At 70.2% G+C, this 14,365-nt stretch carries 14 protein-coding genes; 4 read left to right on the forward strand and 10 right to left on the reverse strand.

The window, feature by feature from the left end; all coding sequences use genetic code 11:
* Positions 1 to 6: 6 nt before the first annotated feature.
* The 9 genes from AC4D2O_RS07305 to pdxT form a co-directional block, all read right to left on the reverse strand.
* Positions 7 to 2,412, reverse strand: coding sequence for a RelA/SpoT family protein (locus tag AC4D2O_RS07305; protein WP_490906140.1), 2,406 nt, complete (start codon positions 2,410 to 2,412; stop codon positions 7 to 9).
* Positions 2,413 to 2,590: 178 nt separating this feature from the next.
* Positions 2,591 to 3,589 (reverse strand): protein translocase subunit SecF, encoded by a 999-nt coding sequence (secF, locus tag AC4D2O_RS07310; RefSeq protein WP_490906141.1) that lies wholly within the window; start codon positions 3,587 to 3,589, stop codon positions 2,591 to 2,593.
* Positions 3,586 to 5,451, reverse strand: coding sequence for a protein translocase subunit SecD (secD, locus tag AC4D2O_RS07315; RefSeq protein ID WP_490906142.1), 1,866 nt, complete (start codon positions 5,449 to 5,451; stop codon positions 3,586 to 3,588). The genes secF and secD overlap by 4 nt, the downstream gene beginning before the upstream one ends.
* 84 nt (positions 5,452 to 5,535) lie before the next feature.
* The gene (gene yajC, locus AC4D2O_RS07320) at positions 5,536 to 6,147 is read right to left on the reverse strand and encodes a preprotein translocase subunit YajC (RefSeq protein WP_490906143.1); all 612 of its coding nucleotides are present in this window, start codon (positions 6,145 to 6,147) and stop codon (positions 5,536 to 5,538) included.
* A 102-nt stretch (positions 6,148 to 6,249) separates the two neighbouring features.
* Entirely contained in the window at positions 6,250 to 7,365 is a 1,116-nt protein-coding gene (gene ruvB, locus AC4D2O_RS07325; RefSeq protein WP_490906144.1) for a Holliday junction branch migration DNA helicase RuvB, read from the reverse strand.
* Positions 7,362 to 7,991: a Holliday junction branch migration protein RuvA gene (gene ruvA, locus AC4D2O_RS07330; RefSeq protein ID WP_490906145.1), complete on the reverse strand. Its 630-nt coding sequence runs from the start codon at positions 7,989 to 7,991 to the stop codon at positions 7,362 to 7,364. The genes ruvB and ruvA overlap by 4 nt, the downstream gene beginning before the upstream one ends.
* Before the next feature lie 156 nt (positions 7,992 to 8,147).
* Complete coding sequence (gene ruvC / locus AC4D2O_RS07335) at positions 8,148 to 8,723, reverse strand: crossover junction endodeoxyribonuclease RuvC (protein ID WP_334209672.1); 576 nt, start codon at positions 8,721 to 8,723, stop codon at positions 8,148 to 8,150.
* 45 nt (positions 8,724 to 8,768) lie between these two features.
* A complete protein-coding gene (locus tag AC4D2O_RS07340) occupies positions 8,769 to 9,527 on the reverse strand; it encodes a YebC/PmpR family DNA-binding transcriptional regulator (RefSeq protein ID WP_490906146.1) in 759 nt (252 codons plus the stop codon).
* 2 nt (positions 9,528 to 9,529) lie between these two features.
* The gene (gene pdxT / locus AC4D2O_RS07345; RefSeq protein ID WP_490906147.1) at positions 9,530 to 10,342 is read right to left on the reverse strand and encodes a pyridoxal 5'-phosphate synthase glutaminase subunit PdxT; all 813 of its coding nucleotides are present in this window, start codon (positions 10,340 to 10,342) and stop codon (positions 9,530 to 9,532) included.
* 113 nt (positions 10,343 to 10,455) lie between these two features.
* Here pdxT and AC4D2O_RS07350 point away from each other — a divergent pair, with 113 nt between their 5' ends.
* From AC4D2O_RS07350 to AC4D2O_RS07365, 4 genes are all read left to right on the forward strand, one after another.
* Positions 10,456 to 11,727, forward strand: coding sequence for a MurT ligase domain-containing protein (locus AC4D2O_RS07350; protein WP_490906148.1), 1,272 nt, complete (start codon positions 10,456 to 10,458; stop codon positions 11,725 to 11,727).
* Positions 11,727 to 12,497, forward strand: coding sequence for a type 1 glutamine amidotransferase (locus AC4D2O_RS07355; protein WP_490906149.1), 771 nt, complete (start codon positions 11,727 to 11,729; stop codon positions 12,495 to 12,497). Before AC4D2O_RS07350 ends, AC4D2O_RS07355 begins: the two co-directional genes overlap by 1 nt.
* A 216-nt stretch (positions 12,498 to 12,713) precedes the next feature.
* Entirely contained in the window at positions 12,714 to 13,076 is a 363-nt protein-coding gene (locus tag AC4D2O_RS07360) for a VOC family protein (RefSeq protein WP_490906150.1), read from the forward strand.
* Between the two features lie 162 nt (positions 13,077 to 13,238).
* The gene (locus tag AC4D2O_RS07365) at positions 13,239 to 13,793 is read left to right on the forward strand and encodes a hypothetical protein (protein WP_490906151.1); all 555 of its coding nucleotides are present in this window, start codon (positions 13,239 to 13,241) and stop codon (positions 13,791 to 13,793) included.
* A gap of 41 nt (positions 13,794 to 13,834) precedes the next feature.
* Here AC4D2O_RS07365 and AC4D2O_RS07370 read toward each other — a convergent pair whose 3' ends face one another.
* The gene (locus AC4D2O_RS07370) at positions 13,835 to 14,329 is read right to left on the reverse strand and encodes a DUF1990 family protein (RefSeq protein WP_490906152.1); all 495 of its coding nucleotides are present in this window, start codon (positions 14,327 to 14,329) and stop codon (positions 13,835 to 13,837) included.
* Positions 14,330 to 14,365: the final 36 nt, after the last annotated feature.

Genomic DNA, 14,365 nt, shown 5'->3' on the forward strand with positions numbered 1-14,365 from the left:
CGGTCGTCAGGGGCGTCGCTGGGAGCCCGTGGTCCTGTACACGTCGAAGACCCCGTCGATCCGGCGCACCGCGCTGAGGATGTGGCTCAGGTACTTCGGGTCGCCCATCTCGAACGCGAACCGGGACATCGCCACCCGGTCCGACGACGTGTTGACGTTCGCTGCGAGGATGTTCACGTGGTTCTCGGCAAGCACGCTCGTCACGTCGGAGAGGAGGCTCTTGCGGTCGAGGGCCTCGACCTGGATCTCGACGAGGAACACACTCGACTGCGTCGGTGCCCACTCCACCGGCACGATCCGGTCCGGCTGGTCACGCAGTTCCTGCACGTTGCGGCAGTCGCTGCGGTGCACGGACACCCCGGATCCGCGCGTGACGAACCCGATGATCGGATCCGGCGGCACGGGAGTGCAGCAGCGGGCGAGCTTGACCCACACGTCGCCGACCCCGCGGACGGTGACGCCCGAGTCGGAGAACTTGGGCCGGCGGGGCTGGGTGGCGACAGCCGTCTCCGCGATCTTGTCCTCGGCGTCCTCGTGGCCGCCCATGAGCGCCACGAGGTGCTCGATCACGTTCTGGGCCGACGTGTGCCCGTCCCCGACCGCCGCGTAGAGGGCCGAGATGTCCTGGTGCCGGAGCTCCTGGGCGACCGTCAGCAGGGCGCTGTGCGTCATCATGCGCTGCAGCGGGAGGTTCTGCTTCCGCATGGCGCGGGTCAGCAGCTCCTTGCCCTTGTCGATCGCCTCCTCGCGGCGTTCCTTCGTGAACCACTGCCGGATCTTGTTGCGGGCGCGCGGGCTCTTGACGAAGCCCTGCCAGTCCTGGCTGGGCCCGGCACCCTCGGCCTTGGAGGTGAAGATCTCCACCCAGTCGCCGTGGTTCAGTTCGCTGTTGAGGGGCACGAGCTTGCCGTTGACGCGCGCACCGATGGTCCGGTGGCCCACCTCGGTGTGGACGGCGTAGGCGAAGTCGACGGGCGTGGAGCCGGCGGGCAGCGCCATGACCTCGCCCTTGGGCGTGAAGACGAAGACCTCGCGCGCATTGATCTCGAAGCGCAGGGAGTCGAGGAACTCGTCCGGGTCCGACGTCTCCTGCTGCCAGTCCACGAGGCTCCGCAGCCAGCCTAGGTCACCGTTGTCGGCCGCCTCGGGCTGCTTGCCCCCGTTCTTGTACTTCCAGTGCGCTGCCACGCCGTACTCGGCGCGGCGGTGCATGTCGTGCGTGCGGATCTGCACCTCGACGGGTTTGCCGCCCGGGCCGATCACCGTGGTGTGCAGCGACTGGTACATGTTGAACTTCGGCATCGCGATGTAGTCCTTGAACCGCCCGGGCAGGGGGTTCCACCGTGAGTGCAGCGATCCGAGGGTGGCATAGCAGTCCCGCACGCTGTCGACCAGGACGCGCACGCCCATCAGGTCGTGGATGTCGTCGAAGTCCTTACCCCGGACGATCATCTTCTGGTAGATCGAGTAGTAGTGCTTGGGACGGCCCGTGATCGTCGCCTTGATCTTCACGGCCCGGAGGTCTTCCTCGATCTGGTTCCGGACGAGGCTCAGGTGCTTCTCCCGCTCGGGCGTCCTGTCCCCCACCATCCGGACGATCTCCTCGTACACCTTCGGATGCAGCGCGGCGAAGGACAGGTCCTCGAGCTCCCACTTGATGGTGTTCATGCCGAGGCGGTGCGCGAGGGGCGCGAAGATCTCGAGCGTCTCCCTCGCCTTCTTCGCCGAGGAGGCGGGCGAGACGAAGCGCCAGGTGCGGGCGTTGTGCAGCCGGTCGGCGAGCTTGATCACGAGGACGCGGATGTCCTTCGCCATGGCCACGACCATCTTGCGCACCGTCTCCGCCTGCGCGGCGTCGCCGAAGGACACCTTGTCGAGCTTGGTGACGCCGTCCACGAGCATGGCCACCTCGGGACCGAAATCCCGTTTGAGCTCCTGCAGGGTGTAGGAGGTGTCCTCGACGGTGTCGTGCAGGAGGGCTGCGGCGAGGGTGGTGCCGGTCATGCCGAGTTCGGCGAGGATGGTGGCGACGGCGACCGGGTGGGTGATGTACGGGTCGCCGCTCTTGCGCGTCTGGCCCTCGTGGCTCCGTTCGGCCACGAGGTAGGCGCGCTGGATCAGGTCGAGGTCCTCGCGCGGGTTGTTGGCCCGGACGGTGCGGAGCAGGGGCTCGAGCACGGGCGAGTACCCCGAGGAGCCGCGCCCGGCGAGGCGGGCGATGCGCGCCCGCGTGCGGCCGCGGCGTCCGGGAGCGACCTGGTCGGCGCTCGTGGCGGACGGCGCGGACGTCGGCGACGCGGGCTGCACGAGCCCGCGGGCGGGGCCGGGGCGCGAGGCATCGGTGGCGACCGGTCCGTGGACCCCGGGCGTCGGAGCACCCTGGTTCTCTCCGGGATTCACCGCTTCAGCCATATCCAGTTCCTCAATCTCCATCCGGAATCCGGCAAGGATCCATCGTGCCGCCGGTTCTGCGGCACCTTCAAGTCTAGCCGGGGTCGAACCGACTCAGCCGCAGCGGACCGTGGGGGCCGCTGCGGCTGAGGGGCGTGCCGGGCGTCGGGGGCCCGTCCGACGGAGGTGTCGTCCGGAATCAGACGGCTGCCGCCTCCAGCGAGCGGCGGTTCAGGACCTTCTTCTCCTGCTTCTTCAGCTCCGGCTCGTTGAGCCGCAGCGCGGCGTACAGGGGTGCCGCGATGAAGATGGTTCCCAGGGTGCCGAGGATGATGCCGATGAACAGGGCCAGCGAGAGGTCCTGGAGGGTGCCCGCCCCGAGTATGAACGAGCCGATGAAGAGGATCGACGCCACAGGCAGGATCGCCACCACGGAAGTGTTGATCGAGCGCACGAGGGTCTGGTTCACGGCGAGGTTGACCTGCTCGGCGAAGGTGCGCTTCGTCGAGATGGTGATGTCGGCGGTGTTCTCCCGGATCTTGTCGAACACCACCACTGTGTCGTACAGGGCGTAGCTGAGGATGGTCAGGAAGCCGATGATCGCCGACGGCGTGACTTCGAAGTCACTGAGTGAGTACAGGCCCGCGGTGACGACCATGACCACCACGAGGGCCGCCATCGCGGCGAGGGCCATCTTCCAGGTGCGGAAGTAGATCGCCATGAGGATCGCGGCGAGGAGGACGAACACGCCGAACCCGATCAGCGCCTGGCGGCTGACGTCCTCGCCCCAGGTCGGACCGACGAAGCTCGAGGTCACCTGGTCCTCGCCCACACCGTACCCGCTGATGAGGTTGTCGCGGACGCTGAGCGTCTGGTCGTCCGACAGCCGCTCGGTCTGGATGCGCATGGTGTCGGCCGCGATGTTGGTGACGCGCGGGACGGCGTCGGGCACCACGTCGGTGACGGCCCTCTCGCCGACAGCCACATCGGTGTTCTCGGTCGCGGAGACGGTGAACTCGGATCCGCCCCGGAAGTCGATGCCGAGGTTGAACCCGCCCTTGACCACCGGGATGATGATCGAGATCAGGACGGCGATGCCGGCGATGAGGAACCAGAGGTTCCGCTTGGCGACGAAGGGGTAGGAGCGCTTTCCCGAGTACAGCTCGTTGCCGAACGTGGCGAAGCTTGTGCGGCTCATTCTTTGGTCTCTTTCTGGGAGGATCCGGTGCGCCCGGCAACGGTGGAACCGGTCCGCGCGGAGACGGAGGCTTCGGGGCGTCCGGCACCAGTGGGATCCACGACGGGATCCGCGACGTTGGAATCCGCGACGGTAGAACCGGCGGCCGAGGACCCTGTGCGCCCGGCGAGGGCCTTCTGCTGCTCCGCGCGGCGGCGCTCGGCGATGGTCAGGCGCCGCTCGGCTTCCGCCGAGGCGCCCTTGTTCTTGGTGCGGGCGATGGTCACGGGCTTCTCGCCCGGCTCGCGCAGGCGGCCGGCTCCCCGGTAGAGCGGAATGCCGCCGAGCCGGCTCGGGTCGAGCCCGGACCACGGGTGTCCCTCGCCGAAGAACTTCGTCTTCGCGAGGAGGCGGAGCACCGGATGGGTGAACATGAACACGACCACGAGGTCGGCGATTGCCGTGAGGCCGAGGGTGAACGCGAAACCGCGCACGTTGCCGACCGCGACGAAGTAGAGCACGAGGGCGGCGAGCAGGTTGACCGCCTTGGAGGCGAGCACCGTCCGCTTGGCACGGCGCCAGCCGTTCTCCACGGCGGAGACGAGGCCGCGCCCGTCGCGCAGTTCGTCACGGATGCGCTCGAAGTAGACGATGAACGAGTCGGCAGTCTGGCCGATGGCGACGATCAGGCCGGCGACGCCCGCCAGGGAGAGGCGATAGTTCTCCGTCCAACCGAGGATGCAGATGGCGAGATAGGTCAGCACGCCCGCGACCACCAGCGAGGCGATCGTGACCAGACCGAGCAGCCGGTACTGGAACATCGAGTACGCGGCCACGAGCACCAGCCCGATGAGGCCCGCGATGAGGCCGAGTCGCAGCTGGTCGGCGCCGAGTGTCGCGGAGATCTGCTGTTCGCTCTGGATCTCGAAGCTGATCGGCAGGGCACCGTACTTCAGCTGCTCCGCCAGGGCCGCTGCCGACTCCTCGGTGAAGTTGCCCGTGATCTGGGGGTTGCCGTCGGGGATGACGGCGTTGGTGGTGGGCGCGGAGACGATGCGCCCGTCGAGCACGATGGCGAACTGGTTCCGGGGGTCGCCCGGACCGATCGCGTACAGGCGTTCGGTGACCTCGCGGAAGATCTCCGTGCCCTCGTCGTTGAAGTCGATCGTCACGGCCCAGGTGTTGAGGGTCTGGCCCTGCTGGCTGCGCTGCAGGCCGTAGCTGGCCGTCGAGATGTCGGTGCCCGGGACCTCGACGGGGCCGAGGATGTACTTGCCCTGCGTGTCGGGTTCGCAGGCGACCATGGGCTGGTCGGCGGGAGCGGGCTCCTCGGCGGGCTCGAGGGCGGCCGGATCGAGGCAGTTCAGCGCCTCGAACTCCTTGTAGAGCTCGGGCGTGATCCAGTTCGGGTCGCTCGCGTTCTGGGGCTCGGCGGCCGGCTGGGGCAGCTGGTCGTCGGGGGTGGGCGTCTCGGCGGCTGCCGCCTGACCCGGGCCGCCCGTGAGGACGGGACGGAATTCCATCTGCGCGGACGCCTGGATGAGGTCGCGCGTCTCGGGGTCCGGGGTGCCGGGCAGCGACACGATGACGTTCTGGCCGGACTGCGTGTTGATCTCGGCTTCGGCGACACCGGAGCCGTCGACGCGCTGGCGGATGATCTCCACGGCCTGGTCGAGCTGTTCGGGCGTGATGTCACTGCCGTCCTGGACGCGCGGGGCGAGGATCATCTGCGTCCCGCCCTCGAGGTCGAGGGCCAGGCGGGGGCTCCAGCTCGCGGTGCTCCAGTAGGAACCCGCTCCCAGCAGGATCGCGAGCAGTGCTGTCAATGCGCCCAGCCAGACAAGTGTCCGCTTGGCTGCCGTCCCGGGACCGGTACGAGGCATGGTGGATGTCCTTATTCAGTGGCGCGTCTCGGGCGCCGGGTTGATGCTGGAGGCCGCGGCTGAGTACCGGCGCCCTACGGAATGCTAGTTCTCGGGGTTCGCTCTGGGGTCGCGGGGATCGCGCGCGTCGCGGTTCTCCCCTGCGGCTTCGCGGTTCAGGCGCGCCAGGGTCTCCTCCGGGGACTCGGCGCCCGGGCCGCCGGTGCTCCCGGCAGCCGTGGCTCCCGACGCGGTGGACCCGGCGGACGGCGTGCGGTCCGACCGATCGGTGATGTCGCCGCTGATCGAGGACGCGTCGTCGGGGACCGTGGTGCCGTCGACGGTGCCGAGGGTGTCGACGGTCTCGACGGGGTGGACGTCGCCGGCTGGGTCTTCGGCGGTCCTGGTGTCCTGCTGCACCACCTTGGAGAGGGCCTGCGTGTGCACGGTGGCCAGGTTGCCGGGCGAGAGCTCGAGCACGGCCTTGTTGTTTTCCTGGTCGATCGAGACGATCGTCCCGTAGAGCCCGAACTGGGTCATGACCTCGGTGCCCGGCTCCATCTGCGTGCGCATCTCCTTCACCTGCTGCTGCGTCTTCCGCTGGCGGCGGAACATGGTGAAGATCAGAAACGCCAGCGCCAGCGGCAGCAGGAGGGAGAAGATGTCGAAAGCGGGGGCATCTCCTGAGGCGGACTGCGCGACTACGTGTGCAAGCACTGGGAATTCCGTTCCTGGGACTGGGTGAGGCGGCGGCAGCATTGTGCCCCGGCACACATTGGAAGACACCAGTGTAAAGGGGATTTCTGGGCGTCCGGCGCGTCAGGAGTCCGGTTGCGCCCAACTGTCAAGCACGGATTCGGTGTCCAGCAGCGATTCGGGGGCCACGGAGAAGAGGTCCTCGGGCATCGCCGCCGCGACGTTCGGCGGCATCTCGAGGCCGAGGTGCTTCCAGGCGGCCGCTGTCGCGATCCGTCCGCGCGGTGTCCGCCCGAGCATCCCCTCGCGCACCAGGTAGGGCTCGGCGACGGTCTCGACCGTCTCGGGCTCCTCCCCCACTGCGATCGCGAGCGTCGACAGCCCCACCGGCCCGCCGTTGAACTTGGTGATGAGCGCGGTCAGGACGGAGCGGTCTAGTCGGTCGAGGCCGCGCGCGTCCACCTCGTACATGTCGAGTGCGGCACTCGCGGTGCGGGCGTCGATGAGGTCGATGCCGTGCACGAGCGCCCAGTCCCGGACGCGGCGCAGCAGCCGATTGGCGATACGCGGCGTGCCCCGGGACCGGCCGGCGATCTCGGCGAAGGCCGCCGAGTTCACCTTCATGTCCATGAGCATGGCCGAGCGCCGGAGCACGAGTTCGAGTTCCTCCGTAGAGTAGAACTCGAGGTGCCCGGTGAAGCCGAAGCGGTCGCGGAGCGGGCCGGGCAGGAGCCCCGCGCGGGTCGTGGCTCCGACGAGGGTGAAGGGCGGCAGCTCGAGGGGGATCGCCGTCGCGCCCGGGCCCTTGCCCACGATGATGTCGACCCGGAAGTCCTCCATGGCCATGTAGAGCATCTCCTCGGCGGGCCGGGACATGCGGTGGATCTCGTCGAGGAAGAGCACCTCGCCCTCTGTCAGGGAGGAGAGGATCGCCGCGAGGTCGCCCGCGTGCTGGATCGCCGGCCCCGAGGTGATGCGGAGCGGGGCGTTCATCTCCGCCGCGATGATCATGGCGAGCGTCGTCTTGCCCAGCCCGGGCGGCCCGGAGAGCAGCACGTGGTCGGCGCTGCGGCCGCGCAGGCGGGAGGCCTCGAGGACGAGCGAGAGCTGGCGGCGCACCCGCTTCTGCCCCACGAAGTCGTCGAGGTTCTTGGGGCGGAGCGCCGCCTCGACGGCGCGGTCCTCGGGATCCGCGGCCGGGGCGACGAGCGGCGCGTCCTCGGGCTGCTTGTCCGTCATGATCCCACCCTCGTCCGGGCCGAGCTCCGTGCGCCGTCCTGGCCGAGCCTGCGCAGCGTGAGCTTCAGGATCTGGCCCACGTCACCGGTCGCTGCCACCTCGGGTGCCTCGGCGACGGCGGCGTCGATCGCCGCGCCGGCGTCCTTCTCGGACCAGCCGAGGCCCATCATGGCGGTGAGGACCTGCCCCTGCCAGGTCCGGGCCGGCACGCCGGGCTTCGCCTCCAGGGGCACGAGCTTCCCGGCGAGTTCGAGCACGATGCGCCGTGCGCCCTTCGGGCCGATGCCCGGTACCTTGCTGAAGGCCTTGTCGTCGCCCGACGACGCCGCGATCCGGATGGCGTCCGGTGCGTGCACGGCGAGGACGGCGAGGGCGAGGCGGGGGCCGACGCCGCTGACGGCCAGGAGTGTCTCGAAGACCTCGCGCTGGTCGGCGTCCTCGAACCCGAAGAGCGTCATGGAGTCCTCACGCACGATCATCGCGGTGGCGATGGACGCCTGCTCCCCCACGCGCAGCCCGGCGAGCGTCTGCGGCGTCGCCTGGACCTGCATGCCGAAGCCGTTGACGTCGAGGACGGCGGAGTGCAGGCCCACGTGGGTCACTGTCCCGCGCAGGGAACTGATCATGAGGTGCTCCAGGGCAGATGCTGAGGGGTCGGCCGGGCGGTCGCCCGGCGTCGAACATACGTTCTAATGTCTAACGGTACCGGCGTGGCGCCGTTCGATCGAGTCGCCACACGGGGAATGTGCGCGGACGGCCTCGGACAGGTCCCGACGTCGGCGCTACCGCCGTCGGGCCCGCGCCTCCGCCTCGGCCCAGATGCGCTGCGCGGGGGTGATGGATCCCCCCGCAGCCGACGCAGCCGCACCCTGGACACCCACTCCCCTGCGCCAGGCGTGCGTGATGGCGAGGGCCAGGGCGTCGGCGGCGTCGGCCGGACGGGGGGCGGTCTCGAGCCGGAGGATCTTCGTCACCATCTTGGTGACCGCGACCTTGTCCGCCTGGCCGTTGCCGGTGACGGCGGCCTTCACCTCGGTGGGCGTATGCAGGGCCACCGGGATGCCGCGCCGCGCCGCGGACACGATCACGACGCCGGACGCCTGCGCCGTGCCCATGACGGTGCTGACGTTGAGCTGGCTGAAGACGCGTTCGACGGCGAGGACCTGGGGCTGGTGCAGGTCCAGCCACGAGTCCACGGCCTCGGAGATGACCAGCAGCCGCTCGTCGAGGCTCCTGCCGGCCTCGGTCCCCACGACGCCGACGGCGACGAGCGTGGAGCGGCGGTTCGGTTCGATGTCGACGACGGCGAGCCCGCACCGCGTGAGGCCGGGATCGACGCCCATGACGCGGTAGGTCATGGCGCTAGCCGTGCCGGGCGCCCCGGGATGTGCAGCGGCGCGATGTCAGTCGTCGTTCTCGAGCTCCGCCAGGACGTCGTCCGGGAGGTGCGCGTTGGAGTAGACGTTCTGGACGTCGTCGAGCTCCTCCAGCGCGTCCACGAGCTTCAGGAACTTCCGCGCACCGTCCGCGTCGAGGTCCACCTGCATGGACGGGACGAACTCGACGTCGTCGGTCTCGTACTCGATGCTGCTCTCGTCGAGCGCGGCGACCACGGCCCGCAGGTCCTGCGGCTCGGAGACGATCTCGAACGACTCGGTCGATTCCTTCACCTCGTCCGCGCCGGCGTCGAGGACGGACATCAGCAGTTCGTCCTCGGTGAGGCCGTTCTTCGGCAGCGTCACGACGCCCTTCCGCGCGAACAGGTACGCCACGGAACCCGGGTCGGCGATCGTGCCGCCGTTGCGGGAGATGCCGAGGCGCACCTCGGAGGCGGCACGGTTCTTGTTGTCCGTCAGGCACTCGATCAGCAGGGCCGAGCCCTGGGGGCCGCGCGCCTCGTACATGATCGTCTGGTAGTCGACGGCCTCGCCGAGCAGGCCCGCTCCGCGCTTCACCGCGCGGTTGATGTTGTCGATGGGCACGGAGGTCTTCTTGGCCTTGGAGACGGCCAGTTCGAGGCCGGGGTTACCCGCGACGTCGGCGCCGCCGGCCCGCGCGGCGACCTCGATGTTCTTGATCAGCTTGGCGAAGGACTTCGCGCGCTTGGCGTCGATCGCAGCTTTCTTGTGCTTGGTTGTTGCCCATTTGGAGTGCCCCGACATGCTTACGCTTCTCCTCTGATCATCCGGATAAAGAGTTCGTGGACCCGCCGCTCCCCGGTGACTTCCGGGTGGAAACTCGTGGCCAGCAGGTTCCCTGAACGCACTGCGACGATTCTACCGACCGGCTCCAAGTCGGCTCCGGATGCACCGGTACCCTGTGGATCGCGGCCGGGGACGCCGGCGGCGGGGCCCGCCTGCGGCGTCTCGGCGGCCGGCACCTGGGCCAGCACCTCGACGTCGGCTCCCACCTTCTCCACCCACGGTGCGCGGATGAACACGGCGCGCACGGGTTCCTCCGCGGCGACCGGCCCGGTCGTCGCGAGGCCGGCGAAGGGGAGGTCGGTCTCGAAGGATTCGCGCTGGCGGCCGAAGGCATTGCGCCGCACCACCATGTCGAGCCCGCCGAGGGTCTGCTGGGGGTTGCCGTCCCGGTCGGTCGACGGATCGGCGATCACGTCGGAGAGCAGGATCATGCCGGCGCACGATCCGTAGACGGGCAGCCCGCCGGCGATCAGCTCACGCAGGGGTCCGGCCAGGCCGAAGGTGCGCGTCAGCTTGTCCATCGTGGTGGATTCGCCGCCGGGGAGGATCAGGCCGTCGATCGCGGCGAGCTCCGACGCCCGCCGCACGGGCACGGCGCGGCCGCCGAGGGACTCGATGGTCGCGACGTGCTCGCGCACGTCGCCCTGCACCGCGAGCACACCGACGACGACGCCGCGATCCGCCGGCGCGGGTACCGGTGCCCGGGCGGCAGGACCGGCTGCCTCCGGGACACCGGGCGTGCGTGGGGACACCGACGAGAACGGGGAGGTCATCCCCCGATTCTAGGCCGTTCCCGCCCGTGCGGCGGTGCCCGGGCGGACCGGCGTGAGCAGCGCCTCGCCGCCGCGTCCCGGGAGGACGCGCACGCCTGCGATAATTTGTAGGCATGAATCCCCTTCCAGTCCTCGTGGGCAAGGCCGTGCGCATCGCCTCCCGCCTGCGCGGCGGCGGCTCCGCACTTCCCGGCCTCGTGGTCGAGCGCCTCGACCCTCGCTTCATGGGCCGCGCCCTGTCCACCCTCCCGCACGGCGTGGTCGTGGTCAGCGGGACGAACGGCAAGACCACCACCACCAAGATGGTCGTGGAACTGCTCGAGGGTCAGGGCCTGAAGGTGTTCACCAACCGCACCGGCAGCAACTTCACGCGCGGCGTGGCGGCGGCCCTCCTCGGCGACGTCGACTGGCGCGGCCGCCTCGACGCCGACGTCGCCGTCCTCGAGCTGGACGAGGCGCATGCCGTGCACTTCGTGAAGCTCGTCCCGCCGCGGTACTCGCTCCTCCTGAACGTGCTCCGCGACCAGCTGGACCGCTTCGGCGAGATCGACGCGACCACGCGCCTGCTCGAGCGCATCGCGCTGGCGACCACGGAGACGGTCGTGCTGAACCGGGAGGACCCCCGCGTGGCGGGCCTCGCCGCCTCCCTCCCGACCACGCAGGTGAGCTACTTCGGCCTCGACGCCTCGCTGCGGAGCACCTTCCCGAACGACGACGAGCTGCGCGGCGCCGCAGGTACGGCGCCCGCCTCCGCGCTGGCGGCCGACGTCGTCCTCCGCTCGGTGGACGGCAACGCGGCTTCCTTCGAGGTGGACGGCACCACGACGCACACCGAGCTGCGGCTGCGCGGCGTCTACAACATCTTCAACGCCGCGGCCGCTCTCGCGGCGGCGCGCGCCGTCCTCGGCGGCGCGGCGGACACCGCGCGGCTCTTCTCCTCGCTGGCCGCCGTGGAGCCCGCCTTCGGGCGCGGCGAGAGCCTCGTGGTCGACGGCCAGGCGCTCGAGCTGGTGCTCGTCAAGAACCCCAGCGGCTTCCGGCTCGGCCTGAAGTCCTTCGACCCCGCGGGCTGCGCGACGATGATCGCGATCAACGACAACTACGCCGACGGCCGCGACATGTCCTGGCTGTGGGACGTCGACTTCGACTCGCTCGGCCTCGGCGGTGTGGAGATGGTGAGCGGCGTCCGCGCCTACGACATGGCGCTGCGGCTGAAGTACGACGACGTCCGGGTGGGCGCCGTCGAGCCGGACATCACCGAGGCACTGAAGCAGTTCGTCCGGGGGTCCGAGGGCCGGCCCAAGCGGATCTTCTGCACGTACACGGCCATGCTCGCGGTCCGCCGCGAGCTCTCCAAGATCACGAAGGTCGAGGTTGTCTCCTGATGAGCGACGCCCCCTCCGCCGGCGCCCTGAGCGAGGCACCCGCCGACCCCTCGAAGGGGACCCTGCGCATCCTGCAGCTGTACCCGCGGGAGATGAACATCTACGGCGACTACGGCAACGTGCTCGTCCTCAAGCGCCGCCTCGCATGGCGCGGCTACGGCGCGGAGATCCTCGAGCACAACGCTGGCGACGCGTTCCCGGACGACGTCGACATCATCATCGGTGGCGGTGGCCAGGACAGCGGTCAGGTGGTCATCCAGGACGACCTGCAGGCCATCGCCCCGAGGCTCCGCGACCTGGCGGAGGACGGCACGCCCATGCTGCTCATCTGCGGCCTGTACCAGCTGTTCGGCAACGTCTTCCACACGCATGACGGCACCGTGATCCCGGGGATCGGCGTACTGGACCTCGAGACGCGCGGCGGGACGGAACGCCTGATCGGCAATGTCGTGGCCACCAGCGAGGAGTTCGGTGAGGTCCACGGCTACGAGAACCACAGCGGCCAGACCTTCCTCGGCGACGGGCTGAAGCCGCTGGCGACGGTGGTGAAGGGCGCGGGCAACAACGCGCACGAGAAGCACGAGGGGGCGCGGTACCGGAACATCGTGGCGAGCTACCTGCACGGGTCGCTGCTGCCGAAGAATCCGGCGATCGCCGACTTCCTCCTGCGCACCGCCGCGGAACGCAGATTCGGGGCCTTCGACGACGCCGGCCTGGACGACTCCCTGGCCGACCTGGCGCGGCAGCACGCGGGCGCCCGGCCCCGCTAGGACCACCGGCAGGACCACGGGTGCCGGGAGGGAGGCGTGCCGGCGCGTCCGGCATCCTCGGCGTCCTTCCGTGAGGGACAGGGCCCCGCCGTGCGCGTCAAGGGGCGACGGCGCCCCGACCCACCCCGGAGTGCTGGCGGTAGCGTTCGAAGGGACGGACCCCGGCCGGGGCCCGCCACACCATCGGGCCCGCACAGGGTCCGCGGAAGGAGCGTCATGGCCAACGGAGTAGCGACAGTCTGGGTGCCGGTCGAGGACATGGGCAGGGCCCTCGCGTTCTACCGGGACACCCTGGGACTGGACGTCACCATGGAGCAGGAGGACTGGTCAATGGTGGACGCCGGCGGGCTGACGATCGGCCTCAACGGCCGCGAGGACACGCACGGCGGTCGGGGCGGCGGCGCCGTCATCAGCTTCCAGCCTGAGGGCTCCATCGAGGAGGAGCTGGAGCGCATCTCGAGCCGTGGCGGCGCGTCCATCGAGGGCGAGATCAGCGAGTACGCGTGGGGGCGGATCCTGCCGTTCAAGGACAGCGAAGGCAACGACCTCCAGCTCTACTCTCCCCCGTCCGAAGGCTGAGCGCGGCGCAGGGCACCGCCCCGGCGCACCCGGCCACACCACGCCGGCCGGCCACGCTCCGTGACCGGCCGGCGCCGGCGAACCGTTGCGGACTCGTAACGGTCACGCCGTTGCACCCTCCGTCCCCTGTCCCTCGGCCCGTAGGCATGGCAGGGTCGGCTCATGGGCGTATCCGGTGCAGGGACACGGTCGCGACTCGCCGTGCTGGGCGCTGCTGGGCTCGCGGTGACGCTGACTGGCTGCGAGCCGTTCACCGGGCACGCCTGCCCGGCCATCGGCTGGGTCAACGCGGTCGAGATCAGGCTCGACGGTTCCGCGGACGACGTCGAGCGGGTCGCGTGGGTGGAACTCTGCGACGACCGCGGCTGCTCCACGCCGGAGGCCCCGCCGGCGCCTCCCGCCGAGAGTCCGCCCCCACCGCCGTCCTTCCCCGGGTCATCTGCCCTCCCGACGCCATCCGCCCTCCCCACGGCGGCCCCGGCGTCGTCGCACGATCCCGAGGCGCCGTACTACCGGGCGGAGCCCAGCGGGGATGGACGCTGGACCGTGCAGGTCGGCATGTCCACCCCCGAGACCGTCACCATCAGGGCCTTCGCGGCGGACACCGCCGTCCTCGCCGAGGCGACCGTGGACCTGGCCTGGGAGCGGGTCGGAGGGTCGGAGGCGTGCGGCGGACCGATGGCCACCGAACCGCTCGGCCTGGCGATCCGCGGCTAGGGTACCCGGACACCCTGGCGCGGTGCGGCAGGAGGACCCGGTTACTGCCGCAGCGCGCGCAGGTACCGCCTGCGCACGATGCGCTGGGCCACGAGGATCAGCGGGAAGAGCGCCCGCCACGGCTGCGATGACGCGGCACGCGTGAGTGATCGGATAGTGATGAGCACCGTGTCACCGTCGCGATGCACGATGAACGCCTCTTCCCCGCGCACAGGATGCCCCGGCCGCGTCCGGTAGGAGAAACCGATTCTTTCCGGCTGCTCCACGACGGCGACCACCTCGACCGGTTCCGCGACGGTCAGGCCGAGGATGGTCGCGGTCACGGTGAGTCGTTCTCCCGGGACGACCGGCCACGGACTGCTCACGGAGAAGCCGCTTCGGGTCTTCACCGCCCAGCGCAGCACCTCGGATCCCGCTCGCTGCCAGGTCGTGTCGCCGCGGCCGAGGACGGCTGTCACCTCGGACCGGCGGAACGCGCCATCGGTGGGCGGCCACAGCGGCTGATCCGGGGCCGTCGTCGCCTCCGGTCGGCGCACGGGGTTGCCCTGCAGCGGCCGCGTCCGCGCCGACCC

This window comes from Arthrobacter sp. TJ-238 (assembly GCF_058269215.1).

What these genes read in the sequence shown, in the direction of transcription:
- ruvA (WP_490906145.1), bottom strand. Translation starts at nt 7,991, where the DNA reads ATGATCAGTTCCCTGCGCGGGACAGTGACCCACGTGGGCCTGCACTCC.
- AC4D2O_RS07305 (WP_490906140.1), bottom strand. Translation starts at nt 2,412, where the DNA reads ATGGCTGAAGCGGTGAATCCCGGAGAGAACCAGGGTGCTCCGACGCCC.
- ruvC (WP_334209672.1), bottom strand. Translation starts at nt 8,723, where the DNA reads ATGACCTACCGCGTCATGGGCGTCGATCCCGGCCTCACGCGGTGCGGG.
- pdxT (WP_490906147.1), bottom strand. Translation starts at nt 10,342, where the DNA reads ATGACCTCCCCGTTCTCGTCGGTGTCCCCACGCACGCCCGGTGTCCCG.
- AC4D2O_RS07365 (WP_490906151.1), top strand. Translation starts at nt 13,239, where the DNA reads ATGGGCGTATCCGGTGCAGGGACACGGTCGCGACTCGCCGTGCTGGGC.
- AC4D2O_RS07350 (WP_490906148.1), top strand. Translation starts at nt 10,456, where the DNA reads ATGAATCCCCTTCCAGTCCTCGTGGGCAAGGCCGTGCGCATCGCCTCC.
- AC4D2O_RS07355 (WP_490906149.1), top strand. Translation starts at nt 11,727, where the DNA reads ATGAGCGACGCCCCCTCCGCCGGCGCCCTGAGCGAGGCACCCGCCGAC.
- ruvB (WP_490906144.1), bottom strand. Translation starts at nt 7,365, where the DNA reads ATGACGGACAAGCAGCCCGAGGACGCGCCGCTCGTCGCCCCGGCCGCG.
- AC4D2O_RS07340 (WP_490906146.1), bottom strand. Translation starts at nt 9,527, where the DNA reads ATGTCGGGGCACTCCAAATGGGCAACAACCAAGCACAAGAAAGCTGCG.
- secF (WP_490906141.1), bottom strand. Translation starts at nt 3,589, where the DNA reads ATGAGCCGCACAAGCTTCGCCACGTTCGGCAACGAGCTGTACTCGGGA.
- secD (WP_490906142.1), bottom strand. Translation starts at nt 5,451, where the DNA reads ATGCCTCGTACCGGTCCCGGGACGGCAGCCAAGCGGACACTTGTCTGG.
- AC4D2O_RS07360 (WP_490906150.1), top strand. Translation starts at nt 12,714, where the DNA reads ATGGCCAACGGAGTAGCGACAGTCTGGGTGCCGGTCGAGGACATGGGC.